This window comes from uncultured Aliivibrio sp. (assembly GCF_946479765.1).
Lineage (GTDB): Bacteria > Pseudomonadota > Gammaproteobacteria > Enterobacterales > Vibrionaceae > Aliivibrio.
In genome coordinates, this window is record NZ_CAMLHO010000006.1 from 58,540 (window position 1) to 84,004 (window position 25,465).

Annotated in this window: 18 protein-coding genes, 1 other RNA gene and 1 pseudogene; 13 read left to right on the forward strand and 7 right to left on the reverse strand. The window is 39.6% G+C overall.

Translation table 11 applies throughout. The annotated features are described in order from the left end of the window. Nucleotides 1-147: 147 nt before the first annotated feature. The 4 genes from dinG to rsmS all read left to right on the forward strand — a co-directional run bounded on the left by dinG (nucleotide 148) and on the right by rsmS (nucleotide 3,835). The gene (dinG, locus tag Q1K78_RS04430; RefSeq protein ID WP_300174842.1) at nucleotides 148-2,232 is read left to right on the forward strand and encodes an ATP-dependent DNA helicase DinG; all 2,085 of its coding nucleotides are present in this window, start codon (nucleotides 148-150) and stop codon (nucleotides 2,230-2,232) included. A gap of 71 nt (nucleotides 2,233-2,303) precedes the next feature. Next, nucleotides 2,304-3,074, forward strand: a complete 771-nt coding sequence (locus Q1K78_RS04435; RefSeq protein WP_300174844.1) for a TSUP family transporter — start codon at nucleotides 2,304-2,306, stop codon at nucleotides 3,072-3,074. Between the two features lie 13 nt (nucleotides 3,075-3,087). Continuing rightward, nucleotides 3,088-3,639 (forward strand): primosomal replication protein, encoded by a 552-nt coding sequence (locus tag Q1K78_RS04440; protein WP_300174847.1) that lies wholly within the window; start codon nucleotides 3,088-3,090, stop codon nucleotides 3,637-3,639. Continuing rightward, nucleotides 3,632-3,835: a pleiotropic regulatory protein RsmS gene (rsmS, locus tag Q1K78_RS04445; RefSeq protein WP_300174849.1), complete on the forward strand. Its 204-nt coding sequence runs from the start codon at nucleotides 3,632-3,634 to the stop codon at nucleotides 3,833-3,835. The genes Q1K78_RS04440 and rsmS overlap by 8 nt, the downstream gene beginning before the upstream one ends. A gap of 38 nt (nucleotides 3,836-3,873) precedes the next feature. Here the strand turns inward: rsmS and Q1K78_RS04450 are convergent, their stop codons facing one another. Then, nucleotides 3,874-5,778 (reverse strand): diguanylate cyclase, encoded by a 1,905-nt coding sequence (locus Q1K78_RS04450; RefSeq protein WP_300174851.1) that lies wholly within the window; start codon nucleotides 5,776-5,778, stop codon nucleotides 3,874-3,876. Nucleotides 5,779-6,092: 314 nt separating this feature from the next. Here Q1K78_RS04450 and ffs point away from each other — a divergent pair. After that, nucleotides 6,093-6,189: signal recognition particle sRNA small type (gene ffs, locus Q1K78_RS04455), an RNA gene on the forward strand. Nucleotides 6,190-6,358: 169 nt separating this feature from the next. Here ffs and Q1K78_RS04460 read toward each other — a convergent pair. The 4 genes and pseudogenes from Q1K78_RS04460 to Q1K78_RS04475 all read right to left on the reverse strand — a co-directional run bounded on the left by Q1K78_RS04460 (nucleotide 6,359) and on the right by Q1K78_RS04475 (nucleotide 14,030). Next, nucleotides 6,359-9,583 (reverse strand): annotated as a pseudogene (locus tag Q1K78_RS04460) (DEAD/DEAH box helicase family protein). Between the two features lie 3 nt (nucleotides 9,584-9,586). Further along, the gene (locus Q1K78_RS04465; RefSeq protein WP_300174853.1) at nucleotides 9,587-10,609 is read right to left on the reverse strand and encodes a virulence RhuM family protein; all 1,023 of its coding nucleotides are present in this window, start codon (nucleotides 10,607-10,609) and stop codon (nucleotides 9,587-9,589) included. Nucleotides 10,610-10,620: 11 nt separating this feature from the next. Then, nucleotides 10,621-11,979: a restriction endonuclease subunit S gene (locus tag Q1K78_RS04470; protein WP_300174855.1), complete on the reverse strand. Its 1,359-nt coding sequence runs from the start codon at nucleotides 11,977-11,979 to the stop codon at nucleotides 10,621-10,623. Beyond that, nucleotides 11,979-14,030: a class I SAM-dependent DNA methyltransferase gene (locus Q1K78_RS04475; RefSeq protein ID WP_300174856.1), complete on the reverse strand. Its 2,052-nt coding sequence runs from the start codon at nucleotides 14,028-14,030 to the stop codon at nucleotides 11,979-11,981. Before Q1K78_RS04475 ends, Q1K78_RS04470 begins: the two co-directional genes overlap by 1 nt. Before the next feature lie 320 nt (nucleotides 14,031-14,350). Between Q1K78_RS04475 and Q1K78_RS04480 the strand changes: the two genes are divergently transcribed. The 8 genes from Q1K78_RS04480 to Q1K78_RS04515 all read left to right on the forward strand — a co-directional run bounded on the left by Q1K78_RS04480 (nucleotide 14,351) and on the right by Q1K78_RS04515 (nucleotide 22,874). Further along, nucleotides 14,351-14,857: a type II secretion system protein gene (locus tag Q1K78_RS04480; protein ID WP_300174858.1), complete on the forward strand. Its 507-nt coding sequence runs from the start codon at nucleotides 14,351-14,353 to the stop codon at nucleotides 14,855-14,857. Between the two features lie 193 nt (nucleotides 14,858-15,050). After that, a complete protein-coding gene (locus Q1K78_RS04485; protein ID WP_300174860.1) occupies nucleotides 15,051-17,930 on the forward strand; it encodes a glycosyl hydrolase family 18 protein in 2,880 nt (959 codons plus the stop codon). A 296-nt stretch (nucleotides 17,931-18,226) separates the two neighbouring features. After that, complete coding sequence (locus tag Q1K78_RS04490; RefSeq protein ID WP_300174862.1) at nucleotides 18,227-18,619, forward strand: cystatin domain-containing protein; 393 nt, start codon at nucleotides 18,227-18,229, stop codon at nucleotides 18,617-18,619. A gap of 26 nt (nucleotides 18,620-18,645) precedes the next feature. Next, nucleotides 18,646-19,008 carry a DUF333 domain-containing protein gene (locus tag Q1K78_RS04495; protein ID WP_300174864.1) on the forward strand — a complete coding sequence of 121 codons (363 nt, stop codon included), beginning with the start codon at nucleotides 18,646-18,648 and terminating at the stop codon, nucleotides 19,006-19,008. 147 nt (nucleotides 19,009-19,155) lie between these two features. After that, on the forward strand, nucleotides 19,156-20,010 hold the full coding sequence (locus Q1K78_RS04500) for a carboxylate/amino acid/amine transporter (protein ID WP_300174866.1): 855 nt from the start codon (nucleotides 19,156-19,158) through the stop codon (nucleotides 20,008-20,010). Between the two features lie 164 nt (nucleotides 20,011-20,174). Next, nucleotides 20,175-21,335: an MFS transporter gene (locus tag Q1K78_RS04505; RefSeq protein WP_300174868.1), complete on the forward strand. Its 1,161-nt coding sequence runs from the start codon at nucleotides 20,175-20,177 to the stop codon at nucleotides 21,333-21,335. Between the two features lie 84 nt (nucleotides 21,336-21,419). Further along, nucleotides 21,420-21,737, forward strand: coding sequence for a hypothetical protein (locus Q1K78_RS04510; protein WP_300174870.1), 318 nt, complete (start codon nucleotides 21,420-21,422; stop codon nucleotides 21,735-21,737). Nucleotides 21,738-21,893: 156 nt separating this feature from the next. Beyond that, entirely contained in the window at nucleotides 21,894-22,874 is a 981-nt protein-coding gene (locus Q1K78_RS04515; RefSeq protein ID WP_300174872.1) for a zinc-dependent alcohol dehydrogenase family protein, read from the forward strand. 103 nt (nucleotides 22,875-22,977) lie between these two features. On the opposite strand, the gene Q1K78_RS04520 is transcribed toward Q1K78_RS04515, so the two are convergent. Continuing rightward, nucleotides 22,978-23,403 carry a GNAT family N-acetyltransferase gene (locus Q1K78_RS04520; protein ID WP_300174874.1) on the reverse strand — a complete coding sequence of 142 codons (426 nt, stop codon included), beginning with the start codon at nucleotides 23,401-23,403 and terminating at the stop codon, nucleotides 22,978-22,980. 4 nt (nucleotides 23,404-23,407) lie between these two features. After that, on the reverse strand, nucleotides 23,408-24,766 hold the full coding sequence (gene hflX, locus Q1K78_RS04525; protein ID WP_300174876.1) for a GTPase HflX: 1,359 nt from the start codon (nucleotides 24,764-24,766) through the stop codon (nucleotides 23,408-23,410). Between the last annotated feature and the right edge of the window lie 699 nt (nucleotides 24,767-25,465).

Consider the following 25,465-nt stretch of genomic DNA (forward strand, 5'->3'; position numbering starts at 1 on the left):
AAAAATTAACATTTAGACTATTCACATTAGTTCATCTTGTTTTCGTGACGTGTATCTCGATTTAAAAACATAAGAATCTATTCTTTGCAGGAGATCACATTCAAGAGTGCGTGTTACAATGGTTTTTTATCTTCACTAGAGCTCATCATGCTGAACAAAGCGGTTACTGATTGCATTCGCGAAAGCTATAAAACACTACAAGATCAACTTCCAGGCTTTATACCTCGCCGTGCCCAGAACTATTTAGTAGCAGAAATCGCTAAATCACTCGCAGGTGAATACAGTGAGACGCATCGCATGATTGTGGCAGAGGCAGGTACTGGTATTGGTAAATCCTTAGCTTATCTACTAAGTGTGATTCCTTTTGCTAAGTTAAATAATAAGAAAGTCGTCATTTCGACAGCAACGGTTGCACTGCAAGAACAGTTAGCACTTAAAGACTTACCTTTTTATCGTCGTATTTCACCGCTTCCGTTCTCTTTTATCATTGCTAAAGGTCGTCAACGCTATTGTTGCAGCCATAAATTGGCTCTATTAGTTGAAACCAATCATGAAGAAGATAAACAAGCGGCTTTATTTACAGAAAAACCTAAAAAGAAAGATTTAGATCTTTTGAGAAGAATGCATAAGGCGCTTACTGAAGGGAAATGGGATGGCGATAGCGACAGTTGGCCAACCACTATTCCCTCATCTATATGGCAAACTATTGTCTCAGATAAGTATAGTTGTCATAACGGATTACCAATGCATCGTGACTGCCCATTCCAAAAAGCGCGTGAGCATCTAGACAAAGCCGATGTAGTCATAGCAAATCACAGTCTTGTTATGGCTGATATTGATTTAGGTGGTGGCGTAGTTCTCTCAGAACCGGAACAAACTATCTATATATTCGATGAAGCACATCACTTACCTAATGTGGCTCGTGAGCATTCTTCGGCTGCAGCAAACTTAAAAGGAACAGCAACATGGTTAGAGTCATTAAATAAATCCGTCAGCAAATTTTGCAATCTAGCCGATCAAAAGCGAGTTAACCGTTTTCAAAATACCTTGCATGAAAACATACAAGAGTTAATTCCCTCTCTTAATCAGTTAAGTAAGCAATTTGACCCAAGTCTATTTAACGATGATGGCATTTACCGTTTTGAACATGGCGAAATACCAACTTGGCTTGCAGAACAAGCGAAAGATTTAAAAGAACTCTCTACCAAAGCGAATCAAGCCTTAGCTAAAATCAGTGATTTAATCTCTGAGCGTATGAAGGATGGAGAGCTAGCACCAAGAATGGCAGAGCCTGTACTCGCAGAAACCGGGTTTTATTTACAGCGATTAGAGAATCTAGCCCAAGTTTGGTTCTTAATGGCAAAACCAAATAGTGACAAAGGTGCTCCACTCGCTCGTTGGTTAGAAAAAAGTAAAGACAGAGAAAGTGACATTGTCATTAATGTCTCTCCGCTAGAAGTGGGTTGGCAATTAGACCAAAACCTTTGGAGTCGTGCTGCTGGTGCCGTTATTGTTTCTGCAACTATGCGCGCGCTTAATAGTTATTCATTCTTTTGTAAGCAAGCGGGTATTTCAGAGAAACCTGAGGATGGCGTTCGTTTTCTTTCTTTGGCTTCGCCATTTAATTATCAAGAAAATGCACAATTGGTTATTCCAAAATTACCAATTGAGCCATCAGCACCTGGCTTTACTGATCTATTAATCGAAGAGTTGCCTTTCTACCTTGCTGATCAAACCTCAAGCTTGGTTTTGTTCTCCTCATATTGGCAAATGAACAAAGTAGCAGAAGGCATTGAAAAAATAGCAGCAAAACACGGTTGGAGCTTATTAATACAAGGGCAAGAGTCTCGACAAGAGATCTTGAAAAAACATAAGAAACTTTGTGAAACGAATAAAATCAGTATTTTATTTGGTACAGGAAGTTTTTCTGAAGGGTTAGATTTACCAGGAAATTTGCTCACAAACCTAATAATAACCAAGATACCATTTGGTGTTCCTACATCACCCGTGGAAGAAGCACACTCAGAATACATTGAAAGCCGAGGTGGTAATCCATTTATGCAGATCAGTGTTCCAGAAGCGAGTAAAAAATTGATTCAATCTGTAGGTCGATTACTGCGTAAAGAAGAAGATTCTGGTAGAGTTGTGCTGCTTGACCGCCGCGTTATAACTAAACGTTATGGGAAAGCGCTTTTGGATGCATTACCTCCTTTTAAGAGGGTGATAGAGTAAGCCTACATTGTTTTGATTAACTGTCGCCACAGTGCGATTCTACCTATACTAATAATTAAATAAGAGCCTATATGGAATTTCTTGAACCAGGTACCCTACTCATTTTAGGGTTGGTTGCTTTTATCGCTGGATTTATTGACGCAGTTGCTGGCGGCGGAGGTATGTTAACTGTACCTGCTCTGCTTTCTATTGGCTTACCACCACACATGGTTCTTGGAACTAATAAGTTAGCAGCAACGTTCGCCTCATCAACCGCTGCCTTAACTTATTATAAGAAAAAGCTGTTTGATCCCAACTTTTGGAAAACATCATTCATCGCCACCTTATTTGGCGCAACTTGCGGCACCTTATTAGTCAGCTATATTTCAACAGAATGGCTTGAGAAAGGATTGCCACTCGTTATCCTTTGTGCCGCTATATATACCATTTGGCCAAAACGAGTTACCGCCGAGCAAAATGAACTACCAAAACAAACACCAAAGCTAAAAAAACAGCAGATTATTCAAGGTTTATCTCTTGGCTTTTATGATGGTGTGGCAGGCCCAGGAACTGGTGCTTTTTGGACAGTCAGCAGCATGGCAATGTACCGTTTAAATATTCTATTGGCTTCTGGTTTAGCCAAAGCGATGAACTTTACCAGTAACATTACCGCTCTAATCACCTTTGCCTTTTTAGGTCATATCAACTGGGCTCTTGGGTTAACAATGGGAGTATGCTTGATGGTTGGTGCTTTTATTGGCGCTCACTCTGCGATTCGATTTGGCTCTAAGTTTATCCGTCCAGTGTTTGTCACTGTGGTGTGTATTTTAGCCGTTAAGCTCGCCTTCGATGCTTGGTTTTAAATAAGAGATTACTATGACTAATTTTAGCTCCATTGAAATCATGCTTGAACAGTTAAGTAAAACAGCAGCCGAAATTGATAGTCGCCGAGGAGAGCAACGTTTACCTCTCTTTGATGAACGACTATTTGGCTGCCGTAGCCGCTATCTTATTCCTTGTATAAATGAAACCAAATCAACACTAGGCTCTATTCAACGCGAAGAAAAAGCGGGACTACTTACCAGCCAACGTGCTGAGTATTTAACTCAAATGCTAGTCGCTCAAATAGAAGCAGTTCAACGTGAAGTTGCTACTCAACGAATTCGTTCCAATGAACCTCGTCCAAAAGGCAGTTACAGAAAGCCAATCAGTGATATGTACCAAGATTTGGCTCAACATCAAGAATGGGAACGCCGACTAGGCCAAATGGTTCGAGAACAAGAACACGCTGTTAATAATTGTCACTCTTTCACTCAACAGCAAGGTTTACAAAAGACACTGCTTACTACCGAAAAACGCTTACAACGCTGTAAAGACGCCATGAAACGTTTAGAGCAACAAATTACTTATAGAGAACAAAATGACTAAAGACATTAACGCAATAGAAACAACAAACCCAACCATTGAAGTAAATCAATCTACTACGCCAAGTCCTTTAGACAACGCACCAAGTGAGATTAAACTTGCTGTTGATTTGATTTATTTATTAGAAAGCAGTGATATTGAGAAAGAAACTGCAATCAAAGCTCTTGAAATTGTTCTTAATGACTATAAGAATAAATAAGACAAAAAATAAACGGGCAGTAAAGTGCTCAATAAACGTTAGGTAATTTGTTCCATTTCAGCAGAACTAAAACAAGACATTTTATTTCGACCCGATGTTTTTGAATCATATAACGCGAGATCAGCACGCTTATAGCTTGCTTCACTGCTGTAACAAATATCGGTAATGCCACCACTGATGGTTACTTTAATGTCATCATTCAAGGTTATTGCTACACGCAATCGATTTAGAATAACTTCCGCTTCATTAAGTTGAGTATTCGGTAAGATAATTGCAAATTCCTCACCGCCAATACGAGCAACAAAATCAGCTCGGCGGCTCTCTACATCTAAAATTCGTCCTACTTCTGTAATCACTTTATCGCCGATATCATGCCCGTATGTATCATTAATACGCTTGAAATGGTCAATATCTACAATGGCTAGGCAGGAAGGTTCCATTTCTTTTGTAAACGGGCCGCTACCAATAATATTCGAAAATTCAGCCTCAAATTTTCGTCGATTCCAACACTGTGTTAGTACGTCTTTTTCACTTAACTCCCTGAGCCTATTTTCAAGCTCTTTTCGCGCGGTAATATCAACGAAAGACGCGATGAAATATTTCATTTCCCCATGTTTATCAACGATAGCTTGAATACGTAAAATCTCAGTTAATAATTCACCATTTTTTCGCTTGTTTGTCACTTCACCTTGCCAGATTCCATCAGTTTGAATCGCTTTCCACATCGTAGCGTAAAAGTTTTTATTATGATTACCTGATTGAAATATAGACGGTGGTTGACCAAGCACTTCACTCTCTGTCCATCCACTTAAACGAGTAAACTCTTCATTAACTTTAATAATACGATTATTTTTATCTGTGATAACAATGGCTGACATTCCGTTCAATGCAGCTAAAGCAAGCTGACTTTCAAGGCTTGTTGTTCTGTGTTTAGCAATGTATCTAGCAATAGCGATTGATAGAAAAACAATTAATATCAATACCATGACTGCTTCATAAATAATAAAGGTCAGTTTATGCTCTAACTTTGTTGCTTTTAAATCATTCTGACTGCTCAATATTAAATACAGAGAACTACTATTAAAATTGCCACCAAGTATGATTTTTGAAAATGAATAAAACGCTTTTTCATCAGAAAACTCTCCAGATATTTGAGCTTTCATCTCTGTCCATAAGCCCGGAGTTTCAATCAATATATTGTAGTTATCACGCTCTGTAATAATATGCCCTAGAGTTTTACGTTTATCTTGAGAGGCAAGGTAATACCCTTCTTCATTAACAAATTCTATTTGATATCCCGGCTCTAGTGACGATCCCACTTGTGCAACAATTTCATACACATCTAAATTAAAAAAGAGATAGCCTTTACGTTCATCATCAACCTCAACTGGAGTGAATATGCGTAATGATGGTTTTGGTGGTGTAAGTACCTTGCCATGCTCTACTTCCAGATCGATACCAAAAAAACCAAGGTCATCTGGTTTTAAGCTTTGAGCATAGATAAAATAGTCTCGCTGGGATTTATCTTGCAGTTGATCGATAGGCACAATAGTGATTTCGTTATTATCATCATTGATACGCGAAATTTCTTTACCGTCCACACCAATAAAACGTACTTGTGATATATAAGAATAGTTGGTTGCGGTAAGTGACCAAAGGGACTCTAGTAATGATCTATTCTTAACTGACGGGTCTTCGATAAACTGTATCAACACTCTATTATCTGATAATAATTGAAGTGATGTACCCAGCACTGAGGCGATAGAATTAATCTCTTTTTGACTAAAATTCAATTGATGTTTGGCGGCATTCTGTCGTTGAAATTGAATAGAGTTTAGTTCCGCCTGATATTGCCCCCCAAAATAAAAAATCGGCGTTATACCAATCAAAAAGATAGTAATAATAAAGTATTTAATTTGTTTGTAATACATACGATTTTTCAAGAAAGCCCACTTTTTTATTTTGTTTTATTCTATCAAATTACCAAAATAAATTAGTGATCTTACTCTAATAGTTCAAGCTAATACCTTGCTTTTAAAATGATTTATTGACGCCATTTATATGACCCATCACAACAATTATAAATCTTCTTATCTCGTATCATTTAAAAAATGAAAAATTAACAACTTACTCTAAAATACAGCAAAAACGTTTACTTATTAACCATTTAACTTCTTTTTTATTATTTATGCTTGCAATCTTAATGCGCATGTTCGATAATCTATCTCGTTCTTAGGAACAACAGAATCTATGGAGGCCCTGGTCCTCCCGCAACACTAACTTGTGAACTCGGTCAGACCTGGAAGGGAGCAGCCGCAGCAGGCGACGTGTGTGCCGGGATGTGGCTGGGGCTTCCACCCAATCCCCCTTTCTATTTAAACATCAAACAGTTACCCCTAATCGAATTGCTAATAAAGCAAATAAGATCATCAAAACCATTTCTCAAAAAATACTAATGTCTTTACCTACTTATACAAATTAATATGTAAACGGTAGCGCTTAGCTAACACTACCGTTGTTATATTAAGCAGAAGTTGATTGCTTCATACTTTTCACCAGTACATCAAACATCAATCCAGCAAAACCTTTTGCCACTGCTTCATTCGAAAGAACTTTCATTGCCATCTTCTCATGAATGCCCATGCTTTCAATCACCGCATCATTAATAGACTCAGGGAATTGCCCTAACATTGCTTGCTCTTTTGTATTACTGCGAAGTTGATCCATCACCACTTCATTCTCTGATACTTTACTAGCTATGGTATTAGCGTAATTAAGCATGTCAGCTTCAGATAAACCATCTTCAATAAACAAGTCGTTCATTCGTTGGATGATCTCATGCAGAAGCTCGGTTTTAGGATCTTTAGGCGTTGCTCCTGTGCCTTCTTTGGCTGGCGACAGGTAATGTTTTTGCTCTTCCCCAACTTTATAACCTAGCTCAAGGTTTGCCTCGCGCTGCTCGTGTAATCGATAATGCGTCATTACCACATCAGATAAATCAACATCATCTTCAGCGATATCAAGACGAAGTAATGGGTGCAAATGCTTGGCAAATATACTCAGTTTTTCCAGATCATAATCACTAAAATCGACAATCTGAGAAGTAAACTCGTAATAACGGTAAAAAGAAATTAAGTCCTTCTTAAATACTTCTAAAATATTTCGAGCTTCTTTCGCGTGTTTTACACTGTTCTCAGCAAACTTAATCGCTTTATCATTTTTCTCTGTCTTGGCTTTAGATAAGTCAGATTGGGCAATTTGAAGTACCTGCGTCGCTTCTTTATAACGCACTGTAAAGCGCTCAACCGCTGGTTTGCATAGATTAGCCAACGTAGCTTGATTCGCCTGTTTACTGTTGTACGCATTCACAAAGGATTCGACTTCGAACCATTGATAAATCCCAACTTCTGCCAACTTATCCATAAGTTCATAAATAATATTAGGGTCAGAGACACCAGCTAACTCAGCGGTTTGGAAATATACCTTAAACTCAGCTAAAACATCTTCTGGTTCGTTTACAAAATCAAGAACAAAGGTTTTATCTTTGCCTTTGTAAGTGCGGTTTAATCTCGATAGGGTCTGAATACATTCCACCCCCTTTAATGGCTTATCCACATACATTGCCACCAATTTAGGTTGATCAAAGCCTGTCTGGAACTTATTGGCTACCAACATCACTTGATAATCCGCAGTATCAAATGCTTTACGCATATCTCTTCCACGTAAGTTTGGATTCATGTTGTTTTCAGTAAATGGCTGTTCTGGAAAATCAGGATCATTCACTTCTCCAGAAAACGCCACCATCGCACTGACATTCTCATAGCCTTTCTGTTCAACATATTTTTCAAAAGCAAGCTTGTAACGCACCGCCTCTAAACGGCTACTGGTAACTACCATTGCTTTCGCTTCACCGCCTAATAAATGTTTAATCTTGCTGTTAAAGTGCTCAACGATGATCTCCACTTTTTGGGCAATATTATAAGGATGCAAACGAACCCATTTCGCCATTTTTGAAGCCGCTTTTTTACTGTCTACTTCACGATCCGTTTCTGGATTATCATGACCCAGTTGGTAAGCAACACGGTAACTGGTGTAGTTCAGCAATACATCAAGAATGAAACCCTCTTCAATAGCTTGACGCATCGAGTAAACATGAAATGCGACTGGCTTATTAGTATCGCTATCTGGCTCGTTTATATCAGGTCTACGCCCAAATAACTCAAGTGTTTTTCCTTTTGGTGTTGCTGTAAAAGCAAAATAACTAATGTTATTTGAGCCTTTTCGCGCTTCTAACGACAAACTAAGCATATCTTGACTATCTAACTCTTCATTGCCATCGAGTTGCTCAGTCATGAGTACTTCACGTAATTTACGAGCATTCGTGCTTGTTTGGCCTGAGTGTGCTTCATCGGCAATCACTGCAAAACTACGGCCTGCAAGCGTTGAATCCTTACGAATGGCTTCTAATACGTGAGGGAAGGTCTGGATTGTTACGATGATAATAGAAGTACTTGCCTTTAACTCGCCTGCTAATTGACTGGATTTAGAGCCTTGTGCCGTCTCACGATTAACCCGAGCAATCATGCCTTCGTTATGGTCAAACTGATAAATTGTGTCTTGCAGTTGACTATCTAACACTGTTCTATCGGTAATAACGATGACAGAATCAAAGACTTTATCACCCGCCTTTTTATTTAACTCAGGATGAGGTGTGTAATAGTGTTTTGATGCAAGCTGATGAGATAACCAAGCGATTGAATTAGACTTCCCTGATCCCGCACTGTGCTGAACAAGGTATTTTTGTCCTGTGCCTTCGCTATCAACGGTATTAAGCAACTTAGAAACAACCGCCCACTGATGGTAACGAGGGAATATCAACGTTTCTTTAACTGTAATCGTATTATCTAGCTGCTGCTGCTCTTTGCGTTCTAAGTGAATATAGCGGCTTAGAATCAACAACAAATTGTCTTTTTTGAAAATCTCATTCCAAAGGTAAGCAGTAGCATATTCACTTTCATCAGTTGGCGTATCATTCCCCTGACCGCCTTCAGACGTACCTTGGTCAAACGGTAAAAAGAAGGTCTTTTTACCCGCTAAACAGGTGGTCATTGCCACATTGTATTAGCTTACCGCAAAGTGAACCAATGCGCCACGCTTAAAAGTAAGTAGTGGCTCAGCTTTCTTAGTGATCGGATCTTTTGGTTGCCTGTCCTTCATATATTGGACTTTGGCATTCTCAATCGACTGTTTAAATTCCGATTTCAGCTCACATGTTGCAACAGGGATACCATTAACGAACAAGGTTAAATCTAATCGACCATCATAACCATTCGGTGAGTACACTAGCTCTGGTACCACTCGTAAAATGTTCTGCTCATAACGTATGGTAGCATCAGGATTTAAAGCATGATCGGGCTTAAAGCAACAAAGGTTAAACTTAGCACCTCTGTCTTTTATTTGATTGCGCAGTGCCCATAACGTGCCTTTATTTTTCAAATCACGCTCTAGTGACTTAAGTAAGGCATCAGCAGTGGCATTTGGGTTGCGCTCTGTCTCTGGATAATGCTTTGCAAGTTGTTCCCATTGCTGTGGCTGTGAAGCCTTCGCAAAAGCAATCACGTCTTCTGAATACAGTGCCAAGGCTTTATTATATTTGTTTGATTCGCCTAGCAACCACCCATGAGATTGCATTTGCTCAAGGATATCGTTTTGAAACGCTTTTTCTTTGGCTTTATCGTCTTGATTCATGGCTTAGCTCTTTTTTTCTAATTGCTTAACAACCGCCGCTAAGTCCTTATCAACTTGTGTCGGGCTTACATCAATAATGCGTCTAAATTTATTGTACTCTAACTCTGCCTTCTGCTTTGCTTGTGCCGCAGAGACCTTGCCTGCGTGGGTTAAAATATCAAAATCGCTCAAGGCTAAAAAATCATTCAGCTTTTTCGCCCAATCAGCCATTCTCATTAACTTGCCATTTCTTGCTTGTAGCTCTGCAAATTCAAGATAAGAGGTGACAAGGCGATTTAACGTATCCAACTCTTGCTCTGACAGGTAGTTTTTACCAACAACCACTTCTTTACGTGTTGGCGCTTTACCTGACTCTTTACCTTTAAAATTAGTGAGACCTAGATCTGGTTTATCAGCACTGATACGTTCAAAAATTACTTCAGCGGCAGTATGCCCGTGAGCCGCCCAGTGCATTTTGTTTTGTACGCCAGCAAAAAACGTCAAGCTTGTTGATGCTTTACCATCATAATCAATGCTGGTTGCATAAATATCACACACCTTGCGCCAGAAGATTTTTTCTGACGAACGAATATCACGAATGCGGTTAAGTAATTCATCAAAATATTGACTGTTATCCGGCTCTTTTAGGCGTTCATCATCCATCACAAAACCTTTGGTTAAATAGGTTTTGAGGGTGTTGGTCGCCCATTGGCGAAATTGTGTACCTTGTTTAGAACGAACGCGATAACCAACAGCTAAAATAGCTTCAAGATTGTAATGTGCAACCTCTCGGGAGACTTGGCGAGTCCCCTCTTGTTGAACTATCCGGAAGTTCCGGATGGTTAAATTTTGTTCAAGCTCACCTTCGTTGTAGATATTAATCAAATGCTCGTTAATGGTTCTAACATTCTTCTGGTAAAGATCTGCAATTAAGCTCTGAGTTAACCACAACGATTCAGATTCAAAGCGGCATTCTACTTGTGAGGTGCCATCTCCGCTTTGAAAAACAATAAACTGACCTTGAGGTGGGTTTAAATCCTTATTCATCCTTGAATTCCTTATTGCTCGATAGGAGTTTGCCCCTGTTTTGAAACAAAGTGGCGCACATCAATTTTGCCTGTTACTGCCGCTGAGATAAGGGCGGCTTTGCGTTCTTTGAGTAATGCTACTTGCTTATCTGCTAGATACATAAGCTGCTCAATTCTTTCTTCTAAATCATCAAGAAATTGTAAGATGTTTTCTAACTCTTCTTTTGGCGGAATGGGGATGTTAACTCTTAAAAATCCAGGCTTTGGAATTCGTTTTCTTAAGCCTCTGTACAATGGTTTCAGAAGCTTTCTGTCATCCATTGCTTTGTAAAAATACTCTACAAATCTTGCCATACTAGGGTTTGAACACTCGAATATAGTATAATCACCACTAATCATTCCAATATGATGAGACAGACCTACAGTTCGAGGGGTTTCTTCCACGTCAAATAAACAAAATACAAGATCTCCGTCTCTTACTTCTTGCGTTCTATCTAAGTGATCTGATTGTTTACCTTCTCCACTTGATATATTCCGAACTAACACCCCTTTTTTTGTCAAAGATAGAAGCTGGTAGTTTCGATAATTTTGCCCGACCAAAACTCTCCTCATAGACATTACACTTCGATTTGGAACCAATGACCAATGCTCTGGTGCTGAAGGAGTCCAACTGATCCCTGTTTCGATCAAACTTACATTAAGGTTTAGCCCTTTTGTCACAGCGTGATATCGAGTAGCGAGGCGCTTTTCTTTTAACAACTCAATCAGCTTTTCTTGCTTGGTGATTAAGATATCGATCTTAGCGGTTTCGTGATCGAGGAAGTTAGCGATTTTTTGTTGTTCAGCGTATGAAGGGAGCCACACGTCAGCATTTTTCAAGATAGCTTGAGTTACGCTAAACACTTTCACACCTTTAACCGCATCTCGAACGTGAGTCCTAAACTCAGAAGAATCGAAAAGATAAGCCACAAATCTGTAGTAGTTATTTGAGGCAGGTCGAACAATAACTGTGTGGTATCCTGCAAACAAAGTTTCATCACTGACAAGCTGAGTAAAGTTACCAGAGCCATCTATATCTTCAGAAGTATCGGCAAAAACGAAATCGCCTTTCGATAGTAAAGCATATGGTGAAGATGCTAAGTATTCTTCGCTTACACATTTGAGGGTGTGTTTCTTAGGGTCAATTTCAAAGCCAAACTTTGAATGAACCTCACCATAGCTAACACACGGTATCCCTGTGTCTTGAAGATTGGCTTTTGTTATTGCTAAACCTCGGCCAAAGGCAGATATATATCTAACTTTACTTGTTGTCCAATGTGTTGGAAGAGTATTCACAAACTTGACGCCAGACTCTTTATACTCTGGATATGCCTTATAACGACCTGTCATTATGAATGCACCTCGTTAAGTAACTGCATAATCTCAGCCGATACTGCATCTAAATCAGCATCAATCGCTTCTAGTGCTCTTGGTGGTTCATAAACATAGAAATGACGGTTGAATGGGATCTCGTAGCCAACAATGCCAGCTTGCTTATCTTTTTCATCCGTTTTGCTCGTATCTATCCACGCATCAGGAACGTGCGGTAATACTTCACGAGCAAAGTATTCGTCAACGGTTTCAGTTAATGGCACATTCTCGTTATCACGTAAATCTGGATTCGCTTCAATCTTGCCTTTTGTTTTACATACTTCGGCTTCATCATCCTGCTCGCCTAAGTGCTTCACGATCAATTTTTGTTGGACTGCACTCAGTTTTGTACCGTTTAGCTTGGTAAGTAGCGTTTTTAAGAACAAATCACGAGATAGGTATTTTTCTTGCTCAAAGCTTGCTAGCGCTTCAAGAATACCTTGTTGCAATTCTTCACCCAGCTTTTGCCATGCTTTATCTTCAGTCAGCGCTTCTACTCGCTGTAGGTCTCGTGGATAAATCGCCAGTTTAAGTGGACGCTCTACCGTAATACGGCGGTAGCCAAATTCTTTATAATCAAATATTTTACTAAAGCTATTTTCTGCAAACTGACCATACGTTTTTACGATGGTCTCAATGCTTTCTTCGGTTAATTCTTTACGCTTACTGCCAAGAGATTTACGCATTGCAGCATAGAAAATATTCTCATCATTACCTTCAACTTCACCACCACCACTGCGACCACGACCGCCTTTTTTAGCACGCTCTTTTGAGGCATTGATAAGCTGCACTTTGCCTTTACGGTGTGCTGGTTTTTGGTTAGATAAGATCCAAACATAGGTTGCAATACCCGTGTTGTAGAACATATCTGTAGGCAGAGCCACAATCGCTTCAAGCAGATCATTTTCTAACACATAACGACGAATCTCGCTCTCGCCACTTCCCGCGCCGCCAGTAAATAACGGTGAACCATTTAGGATAATACCGATACGAGAGCTGTTTTTATTCTCAGCCGTAGGTGAGCGCATTTTGCTAATAAGGTGCATCAAGAACAGTAACGAACCATCTGAAACACGTGGTAAACCTGCACCAAAACGCCCTTCAAAACCTCTATCGCTATGTTCATCACTGATGGTTTTTTGAATTTTCTTCCAATCAACACCAAACGGAGGATTTGATAGCATGTAGTCAAATTTATCGCTACTTAGTTGGTCATTCGATAAAGTGTTACCTAGCTTGATGTTATCGACCTTTTGCCCTTTAATCAGCATATCCGCTTTACAGATAGCGTAGGACTCTGGGTTTAGCTCTTGACCAAAAGCAGATAACGACGCCTTCTCGTTCAGCTCGTGCAAATATTCCATACCCGAAGATAAGAAGCCGCCAGTACCTGCTGTTGGATCGTAAATTGAACGCACTAAACCCGATTGGGTTAATGCTTCATCGTCGTTAGTAAAAACAAGCGAGGTCGTTAAGCGAACAATATCTCTTGGGGTAAAGTGCTCACCAGCTGTTTCATTTGAGCTTTCAGCAAAGCGACGGATCAACTCTTCAAACACCAAACCCATGCCATAGTTACTGATCGTATCTGGGTGTAAATCAGTTGATTTAAAACGTTTTACCACTTCATAAAGCAGATCCGCTTCAGCCAACTTATCGATGGTATTAAAGAAGTCAAAGTGCTCAAAAATCTCACGAGCATTCGGGCTGAATGATTGAATGTAGCTTTCTAAGTTGCCCGCAACATCGGTTTCACCTAGGTGGTTTAAATCCATCTTTGACGTGTTGTAAAAGCTTAACTGCGCTGCGTGCGTCAATAGCTTATCTTGTGCCTCAATTGGCATCGCTTTTACTGTTTCGAACTTAGCTAGAACATCTGATTTCGTTGCTTCAATCACACACTCTAAGCGTCTTAGTAATGTGAATGGTAGAATGATTCTGCCATACTGAGATTGCTTGAAATCGCCACGTAAAAGGTCAGCCACCGACCAAAGAAATGCAGCCGTTGAAGAGAAGTTATTATTAGTCATTATACTCAGCACGTTGAATAAGGAAATTGTGCCGAGTATACCTGATTTGAAAGTGAAATTCAGTTATATACCAACAAACTATACCAATAGAATCTCTGGTATTATCACTTTTATATTGTTCTTTGCTAAACGTTTTAATAGCGCTAAATCATCCATTTTTTCAACCTGTTCAACGGCTTCTCCACAGCGTTCTGTACGTTGTTGGGAAAGGTATCCTTTTCATGTTAATTGATTGTTTTTGGATCTTAGGGCGAAACCAACACTTTACTGTAAGCCATTCTAAATATAATATATGTGCTCTTACTTAAAGGATTTCCATCATGAAGCAAAAAGGTTTCACTCTTATTGAACTGGTCATTGTCATTGTTATTCTCGGTATTTTATCGGCAACGGCAACAACCAAGTTTGTAAACCTGCAACGTGATGCTCGTATTTCAGCGCTTCAAGGCCTAAAAGGTGAGATGGTAGGAGCAATGAATCAACTTCATCCTAAAACCATTTTAGCCAGAATGGATACTCAAGCGAGTGGAGCGATAACCATTGAAGGCGATACGATTGAAATAGTCTATGGTTACCCTAGAGCTGATGCGGCTAATGCATGGAATCAATTAATAAACCAAACTTTTGTTGATTCAATTTTTGATTCGCATATCTCATCAGATTGGTACTTTCATAATAATAGAACCCCAGATACTAATGGGCTTTACTACATACGCTTTATGCATAAAAGTAAAAAATACAGTCAAGACAATTGCTATGTAAAATATACCGAAGCTGCTGACGAAAACACCCTACCTATTTTTGAATTGGTTAATACAGGCTGTTAATCGCATAGCCGCACAATAAATAGACAATATTGATACAAAAATAAATGTAATTGCTCCCATTAGGATTACATTTATTGCGAGTCACTCTTTAATTTATAAATTCCTTCTCGCACAAACTTATTTCTATCCTAATCTTATTTCACATCAATTAAAAAGTTGGTTGATGTTTTTGAATTACCTTTAAGGATATGAAATGGAACATTCAAAGTTAAAAAGAAAACATAATTATAAATTTACCCTCTCTACACTGACCCTTTCTTGTTTAATGGCATTTAATGCTCAAGCAGCTGTAGATTGCACTCCTCTTGCCTCATGGGATGCAGGCAAAGTTTACAATGGTGGGGAAGAAGTAAAGCAAGGTAATAACGCTTACAAAGCCAAATATTGGACTCAAAACAATGACCCTGCGACTGCTGGTGAATGGGGTGCATGGCAAGATTTAGGGTCTTGTTCAGGTGAAGCTGTCAATGTTGCTCCAACCACGACATTAGCCCTCTCCTCTTCGAGTGTTGAACTTGGTTCAAGCTTAATCCTAACCGCTGAAGCTAGTGATTCAGATGGAACAATCGATAAAGTCGACTTCTATGTCAATAATACTCTTGTTGGTACAGTAGCAACCGCTCCCTATACTCTTCAATATAAAACAACTGCCGCAGGTTCACTGTCTGTTTATGCAAAAGCGACTGATAATTTGGGCGCGTCTACTCAATCTGCCTCTTCTACATTAATCGTAACCAGTTCTCTTCCTATTGCTGATAATTGTCGCCCTGATGGTTTATACCAAACAGAAGGGGTCAATGTTCCCTACTGTACGACTTATGATAAAGAAGGTCGTGAGTTAATGGGGGCAGATCACCCTCGTCGTGTGATTGGTTACTTTACTAGCTGGCGTGATGGTGGCGATGAGCAAAATAGCTACCTAATTAAAGATATCCCTTGGGAACAATTAACACACATTAACTATGCGTTTGTGAGTATTGGTTCTGATGGCAATGTAAATGTCGGTGATGTTACTGACCCAAATAATGCAGCAACAGGTAAAGAATGGGCGGGTGTAGAAATTGACCCCACTCTTGGCTTTAAAGGCCACTTTGGTGCATTAGCAACGGCAAAAGAAAAGCATGGAGTTAAAACCCTGATCTCCATTGGTGGTTGGGCTGAAACTGGCGGCCACTTTGGTGCTGACGGTAATCGAGTTGCTGATGGTGGTTTCTATAGCATGACAACCAATGCCGACGGCAGTATCAATCAAGCTGGTATTGAGAAGTTTGCAACATCTGCTGTTGAAATGATGCGTAAATACAAATTTGATGGCTTAGATATCGATTACGAGTACCCAACCTCTATGGCTGGTGCTGGTAATCCAGACGATAAAGAATTCATGGAGCCTCGTCGCCAATATTTATGGGCATCGTACCAAGTCTTAATGAAAACGCTGCGTGAGAAACTAGATGCAGTTTCCGCTCAAGATGGACAACATTATATGCTGACCATTGCTGCACCCTCTTCAGGTTATTTACTACGAGGCATGGAAACCTTTGATGTAACTCAATATTTAGATTACGTAAATATTATGTCTTACGATTTGCACGGTGCATGGAATGATCATGTTGGTCACAATGCCGCGCTATTTGATACGGGTAAAGATTCAGAGTTAGCACAATGGAGTGTCTATGACACCGCGGCTTATGGGGGGATTGGTTACTTAAATACTGATTGGGCTTACCATTACTTCCGTGGTTCAATGCCTGCCGGACGAATCAATATTGGTGTTCCTTATTATACTCGAGGCTGGCAAGGTGTTACTGGTGGCGAGAATGGTTTATGGGGCCGAGCACCACTACCTGATCAAGCTCAATGTGATGCAGGAACAGGCGAAGGCGAGAAGAATAACTGTGGCTACGGTGCATTAGGTATCGATAACATGTGGCATGATAAAAACTCATACGGTCAAGAAATGGGCGCTGGCTCTAACCCTATGTGGCATGCGAAAAACCTTCAAGAAGGTATCTTTGGTTCTTACACCAATATCTATGGCCTTGATCCTGCAAACGACCCAGCAGACCAATTAGTCGGTACTTATACTCGTCATTACGATAATGTTGCCGTTGCTCCTTGGTTGTGGAATGCAGAGAAAAAAGTGTTTTTATCTACTGAAGATAAAGACTCTATCAATGTAAAAGCCGACTATGTTATCGATAAAGAAATTGGCGGCATCATGTTCTGGGAACTCGCAGGGGATTACAGCTGTTACGTTCTGGATGCCAATGGTAACCGCTCTTCAGTTGATGCTACGGAAGCGGCTTGTCAAACCGGTAATGGTGAATACCACATGGGTAATACCATGACTAAAGCGATTTACGAGAAATTCAAATCTGCAACGCCATATGGTAATACGGTAGCTACTGGAGCAATTCCATCTGAAACCGTTGATATTGCAGTAAGTGTTGGTGGATTTAAAGTGGGCGATAAAAACTACCCAATCAATCCAAAAATCAACTTTACCAACAATACTGGACAAGATATTCCTGGGGGAACTGAGTTCCAATTCGATATTCCAGTCTCTGCACCTGATAACGCAAAAGATCAATCAGGTGGTGGTTTACAGGTAATTGCTTCTGGTCATACTCGTGCAGATAACATTGGTGGCTTCGATGGCACCATGCACCGCGTTGCCTTTACGCTTCCCGCTTGGAAAGCTCTGCCTGCGGGCGGCGTGTATGAATTAGATATGGTTTATTACCTACCTATTTCCGGTCCTGCAAACTATACAGTGACAATCAATAATGTTGATTATGCCTTTAAGTTTGAGCAACCAGATCTACCATTGGCTGACCTCTCTGCTGGTGGAAATTCAGGGGATGGTGATAATGGCGGAACACCTGATGCAGGCTGTGATGCAACAGGCTTAGTGACTTATCCAGATCTTCCACAAAAAGATTGGGCAGGTAATCCAAGCCATGCAAACACGGGTGACAAAGTGATCAGCAATAATGTGATCTACCAAGCGAATTGGTGGACAGCCGCTGCACCTGCTAGTGATGGAAGCTGGACAAAGGTATGTAACCTTTAATTCTGTTAAACGCTAGGTAATAAAAACTAAAAGAGCAGCCATAATAAGCTGCTCTTTTTTAGTTATACCAATGAATTCACGAATATTTAATACAAAGATCATTAATAGAAAGCGGTTTATCAAAATAATAGCCTTGAACCAAATCGCATTTATATTCAATCAACTTATCCAGTTGCTTTGAATGTGAGAAATAAAGCATAAAACAATAATTTCCTTTGGAATCGTCCTCCTTTCGTACTAAATTATGACTCTTATTTATCACCGCCTTATTATAAGATATTCCCCTGAGGTATTAAATGAAACGATTTACGATACTTACGCTGTCTTCACTATTACTTTTTACCGCAGGATGCGCTCAACAAACAGAGCAAACCACAACCCTTTCCTCTGATAATACCAATCCACTTTGTAATGTTAATAATGGGATGGCAGGTGGTTGGGTAACCTCTTCTGTAACGCCTGATGTTGAAGTCGCATTAGACCATGTATTAAACATGATGAATACGTCCGCAAAACTTAGTCAAATTTTAGATGTTAGATCGCAAGTTGTTAACGGTATTAATTACGCTATCGATTTTGAATTAGATGATGGACAAGTCTGGAACACTCAAGTATTTAGAAGCTTAAAAGGTCAATTTAAAATGACTAAACCTGCTCAACATGGCAGTTTCAGTCAAGACTGTCAGTAATGCTATTATATTTACGAGGATTTTTTATGTTTAAGAAAACAATCATTGCTTTTGGCCTACTCCTTTCTCTTGCTGCTTGCAGCTCAACTGAACCTAAAGAACCAGCAAAGGCTGACATGGCAAACCCTGCTGCAGAATTTTGTGCAGAGCGCGGCATCTACGACCTAGACTCAGGTAACTGTACATTAAATAATGGTGATGTTATCAACGCTTGGGAATATTACCGCAGCCAAAAACACACAATGACAAAACCTATCGGTAAACCGAATCCAGCAGCCGCTTATTGTATTGAGCAAGAAGGCGCTTACAATTTGGATAACAGCGACTGTACCTTGAAGACGGGCGAAGTCGTTAATGCGTGGGATTTTTACCGCAGCAGCCAAAAATAACGTTCGTATAAAAGCGGCATTACATTCTCCAACACTTTTATCGAATATATATTAAGGCTGATTTTTCGGCCTTTTTTATTACCTTTTGCTTTACTGATAGTTAATCTCATTTAGAATGCATCCATTGCTTATATTAATGGATGAATAATGTCATATTTACTTTCTATCACCCTACTTTGGGCGTTCTCTTTTAGCTTAATCGGCGTGTACTTAGCTGGCCAAGTTGATGCTTGGTTCTCTGTTTTGATGCGGATTGGGCTAGCAACACTCGTTTTCCTTCCTTTTTTACGCCCGAAACAAGTACCACTGCCTATCGCTATTAAGTTAATGGCGATTGGAGCAATACAGCTCGGTTTGATGTATGTGTTTTATTATCAATCTTTTCTCTATCTCACCGTTCCTGAGGTTTTATTATTTACGGTGATGACACCTATTTATATCACGCTATTGAATGATGGTTTTGAAGGGAAATTTCATCCTCACTTTATGATCAGCGCAATTATTGCCACCCTTGGTGCCGTGGCCATTCGCTACAATGGTATCGATTCAGGATTTTTATTAGGCTTTGCAACCGTTCAGGCTGCCAATCTTTGTTTTGCTACTGGTCAAGTTTGCTATAAGCGATTAATGAAAGATCAACAAATTGAGCAAAAAACGGTATTTGGATTCTTCTTTATTGGGGCCTTGATCGTCGCTTGTATCTGCTACGCTCTATTTGGTAACAGTGATAAACTTCCGACAACAACAACGCAATGGGGAGTGTTGGTTTATTTAGGCACTATCGCTTCTGGGGTTGGTTATTTCATGTGGAATAAAGGGGCAACGTTGGTCAATGTCGGTGTGTTAGCGGTAATGAATAATCTATTGATCCCTGCGGGCATTCTTGTAAATCTATTAATTTGGAATCGTGATGCGGATATCTTACGTTTAAGCTTGGGCGGAGGATTGATTCTTATTGCTTTAATCGTCAACCAACAATTAGAAAAAAAACGTAATCAATAACCAACTCTGAATAGAGGTAAATGGGCATCACTTTCTTTGAATTAACGTCATTATTGATGAGTAAATTTTATCCTTACAATAAAAATCGCTCGTTTTACTTGCTTTCTTTTTAGCCTCATAGTCGCGGAAAATCTACTCCCTATTCATAACTCTGAGGCACTGCGGTGAACACAACAACATCAACTCAATCACAACCTGCTCTATTTATTCCTGTGATTGCACTTTCTTTATTTGCTGTAGCATCTGGATACTTAATGAGTCTTATCCCATTGATGTTGAGTCAATATGGAATAGAGGCGAAATACGCTAGTTGGTTAGCCAGTGCTTTCTATGGTGGTTTACTTGTTGGTGCCGGACTTATTGAACCGTTTGTTGCCCGTCTTGGTCATAAGAATGCCTTTGTACTCTTTTTAGGCCTATTGGCTGTAACTATTGTCGTTCTTCCTTCTGCCCCTATTGAATGGGTATGGATGACGGCACGCTTTGTCGCGGGTATAGCCGTTGCTGGTGTCTTTGTAGTCGTTGAGTCTTGGTTGTTAATTGGCGATGCAGAAAGCCGCCCAAAACGTCTTGGTTTATACATGGGCGCACTTTACGGTGGTTCATCACTAGGACAACTTGGTATTGGCTTTATCGGTATTGAAGGCTTACTTCCTTATTACATGATCATTGGTTTGATCATGATGGCAATTGCTTGCTTAATATTTGGTAAAGGCGCTCAACCACAAGTTCAACACCACAATGTATTAAACCTAAAACAAATTTTAAAATTAAACAAAGCGTCTATCATGGGATGTGTTGTCTCTGGTTTATTACTTGGTGCAGTGTATGGGTTAATGCCTTTAGAGTTAAAACACAGAAACATTAACATCACTCAAATTGGCAGCTTAATGGCGCTGGTGGTTCTTGGTGGTATGGCGGTTCAACCTCTTGTGTCTTACTTATCTAAACATTTAGGTAAAACTCTATTAATGGCTCTATTTTGTATATTAGGTGTATTTGCGATTGGTTTAACCACATTAAGTGATAGTACTGCGGTCTTAGCAACAGCATTGGTATTATTAGGTATGGCTGCATTTGCGTTATATCCAATTGCCATTTCTTTAGGCTGCGATACGTTAGATGAGTCCTACATTGTCTCTGCAACGCAGGTTATGTTATTTAGTTACAGTATTGGCTCTGTATGTGGTCCAGTACTCGCAAATACATTAATGAATACGGCTGAAGGCTTGATGAGCTATTTATTTGCTATCTTATTGGCAACGGCTATTTACATGCTATTAGCAAGTTTACGTCAGCAACGTCCAATGGTTGCCGGAGAGTGAGCTCTCTTCCTTTTGATAAAAACTAGGTTCTTAAGGCGCATAGATATACAATGCGCATTAAGAATTCTTTATGAGTAATGACCAATGGAAGATACACGATACATAGTGGAATGGGGCGATACAATGACCCTAAACTTTGAAGGTGCCATACTGGTTTCTGCTTATCACACCTGTCCTGAAGAAGGTGATGAGATCGAGCTTGAATTTGGTGAAGGTTGGTTCCAAGGTGCTGATGATGAAGAATATCGCATCGAACTGCAAATGGCTCCTTTCCATCCTTATGACGAAGATCCTGTTCGTCTGGCAAACATCACTATTAATGGTGAGATTGTGAAAATTCTAGAAATTGCTGAAACCGTCGATGGCGAGTTCTTTATTGAACCAAGCGACAGCGATTACTAAGCATTACTGATTTAATAAAGAGCGTATCCTATGTGATACGCTTTTTTTATAGCTATACTTTTTTCTTTCTCATAATAACTTTTCATTTGAAACCTTTAATAATCCATATTGATATGTTACATAATCACTCTGTTTTATACTACATGGCAGTCGTCGATGAGAGCTATCATTCAACAATTTGGGCCTGCGCTAAAATCTGTAACGTTAGAGTCTTATATTCCAGCGCCCCTTTCCCCTTCGCAGATCCAAGTAAAAATGCGCTACAGCACCATAAATCCCTCCGATCTCATTACGATTTCTGGCGCTTATCGCTCTCGTATTTCTCTGCCTTTTATTCCAGGGTTTGAAGGCGTTGGGATTGTCCATCAATGTAACAACCTAGATCCTAGCTTCTCAATTGGCGATCGAGTGCTACCTATAGGTAGTGCAGGTGCTTGGCAGCAGTATCGTAACATCGATGAACAATGGTGCTTTACTGTCCCAAGTCAACTCAGTGATGAACAAGCGGCGACCTCTTATATTAATCCTATGACAGCTTGGCTGATGCTATCAGAGCGTTTAATAATCAAGAAAGGCATGACGTTACTGATTAATGCTGCGAACTCTGCCATAGGGTTAATGCTTATACGTATGCTGAATCATCTTGGGGTAATACCTATCGCTGTCGTTCGTCGAGATAATACCCAACACCAATTTGAAGGATGCAAACTTCAACGTATTATCAATATTAATAATAAAGATGCCCGTTACTCTCTTACTGAGATAAAAGATCACCTTGGTATAGATGCAGTATTGGATTGCGTTGGAGGGATTGAAGCTCTACAACTTTCTGAACTCCTCACAGAGCGCGGACAGTTCATTAATTATGGATTATTATCAGGACAGCCAATCCCCGCTCAATTTTGGCTTGAACGGCCAGACATTGATTTTTCTTATTTCCATTTAAGGCAATGGATCCACGCTTCTGAAAAGGCAGTTATTCAACATAAGCTCAATGAGGTAATGCAACTCGTCTATGAGGGTATTGCAGAGACAAAAATTAGTGCGCGATTCTCTTTAAAAGAGATCCACAGTGCACTGACTTATGTTCAGATTAATAAAGGGATAAAGAAGGGAAAAGTTTTACTTACCTTTTAATACCAATTCAAATAAGCGGTTGTACAGAGATGTCGTTGGATTGATATAACATTGAGTTCAGATACAATGCTGACTTGTGCATTGTATCTGAACAGAATACTACTTATTTACCTAAGCGTTTTTCCATCGATAAATGAGGAATATCCGCTTCAATAAACTCTTCACCGTAGGGTTGAAAACCTAATTTAGTATAGAAATCAATGGCGTGTTTTTGAGAGCCTAAATAAACTCGATCATAGCCCTTTTCTATTGCTTCATCCATTAATGACAATACAATTTTAGAGCCTAAGCCTTTTGCACGAAACTCTTTAGTAATTGCAATACGACCAATATGACCATCGTCTAAAATTCGTCCTGTACCTACCGCTTTACCATCAAATAAAACAAGTGCATGCACAGCCACATCATCTAACCCATCAAATTCAATCTCTGGGTCAATTTGCTGCTCTTTAATAAATACCGTATCACGAACTTCACGAATGGCTTCTTTGTGGATGCCTACGTATTCAACATTCTTCACTTCAAACATGGTATTACTCGCTATCATTCTCTTCTGATAAATTAGACATCAGCTTGTTCAGCCTTGCTAAGTCAATCGCGCTTGAACGTACCGTCAGTTTAATATGGCTGTATTCATATTCTTCTTTAACAACACTCATGCTTGAACGAATTTCACCAATGATACCTTTTGCAGTATAAGGAACGATGATCTCCTCTTCAATCATTTCATGCTGAGAAACGTCAACAATATACTTATGCAATTCAGCAATATCAAGCGGGTTTCGAGTTGATGTCATCATCGCATCTGGAAATTCTTCCATTAACTCTTCTTGTTGCTCAACCGTCAATTGGTCTGACTTATTAAGTACAAGTAGCTTCTTAACGTCTTCTACGCCTACTTCTTTTAAAACTTCATGCACGACATCAAGCTGTGTACGGAAAGATGCATCAGAGGCATCTACAACATACAGCAGTAATGAAGCATCATGTGCTTCAGCAAGTGTCGAGTGGAATGAGGCAACCAAATCATGAGGTAGTTTTTTAATAAAACCAACCGTATCTGATACTAGGATACGAGGCTGAGTCACTGGATATAATGCACGTACAGTAGTATCAAGGGTGGCAAAAAGTTTGTCTTCTACTAATACTTCACTTCCTGTAAGCGCTCGCATCATGGATGATTTACCTGCATTGGTATATCCAACTAAAGCGACACAGAACAGCTCTGAACGTTGTTTACGGCGGCCTTTCAGCTCACTTTGAACGCTTTCTAACTCTCGACGTAATTCAGCTAATTGATCACGCACTTTACGGCGATCTAGCTCTAAATCAGTTTCACCTGCGCCTTTACCCATTTGGCGTTCATTATCACCAACGGTTGATTCTCTTAATCGCGGAGCTACATAATTAAGACGAGCCATTTCCACTTGTAATCGAGCAGTACGAGTACGCGCATGACGACTAAAGATCTCAATGATAATTCCGGTACGGTCATAGACTCTCACGCCTAATTGATTTTCTACATTACGTAGTTGTGATGGGCTTAAATCACAGTCAAAAACCACCACATCGGCACTACCAAATGGAAGATTTTCTGATGGGATATCATCAAAGTCTGTTTCATCAAAAAAGTCTTCGGTATCAGCGTCATCATTTTCGCCTTGATTACCGGTAATGTGTGCGATTTCAGCTAGTTTGCCTGCACCCAATACATTAACTCGTTGAGTAGAGCTTTGTTTTTGTGATTGCGTACCTACGACTTTGAACCCTAGGGTTGTTACTAAACGACCAAGCTCTGCAAGGGATTCTTTTGCCTCATCACCTCTGAACTGCGGTGTGCAAATAGAAATAAGTAACGCGTGATTAATTGATGGTTTCTCTGTTAATTTCATGATTTTTATCTTAGTGAGCCGAAACCCAAACCTAATTATTATCTAAAGTTGATTTGATAGTACTCTGTTCAGGGTGACCTTTATAGACAAATGCAAAACTAAATTGATAATTCATAGAGTCTGCACTTTTTATAAGCCTAACTTGCCACTCTTTTTATTTATGCGGAACTAAGAACGTAATGCTGTTCTCCCTAATCCAATAACAGGCGTCGCGCACTACTTCAATAGGCATGAAGTAATTGTAGAGATTACACCTGATTACTCAGGGTTTAACATTGAATATGTTAGTTCAAGTATTGAATATGGCGATGGACGTATACATAAAATTAATAAAATTCATCACATTATAAATTCATTAAGTTGCTGAAACTATGAATGGTAGCTCTGACACTTTAAGTAATATAAGTTCCATTATACCAGCAACAAGGATTGTCCAATCTTCAAGCATATTAAATATGCATCTACTTCATTGGTAATTGGCTTGGCCATTGATATTCTATAACTTGATTAAGGATAGCTTTCCATATTAAAGACCGTTTGAGTGGATTATTATGTTTAGGTGGGCCAAGTGTACTTAACGCAGGCGCATTGTAATGACTAAGAATATTTCATCAATTTTGTATTTTAAGTTATTACCCTGCCACTTATAAATATTCCTTTATCTTCATTATCTAAGTACACTTAATCTATCAATAATGA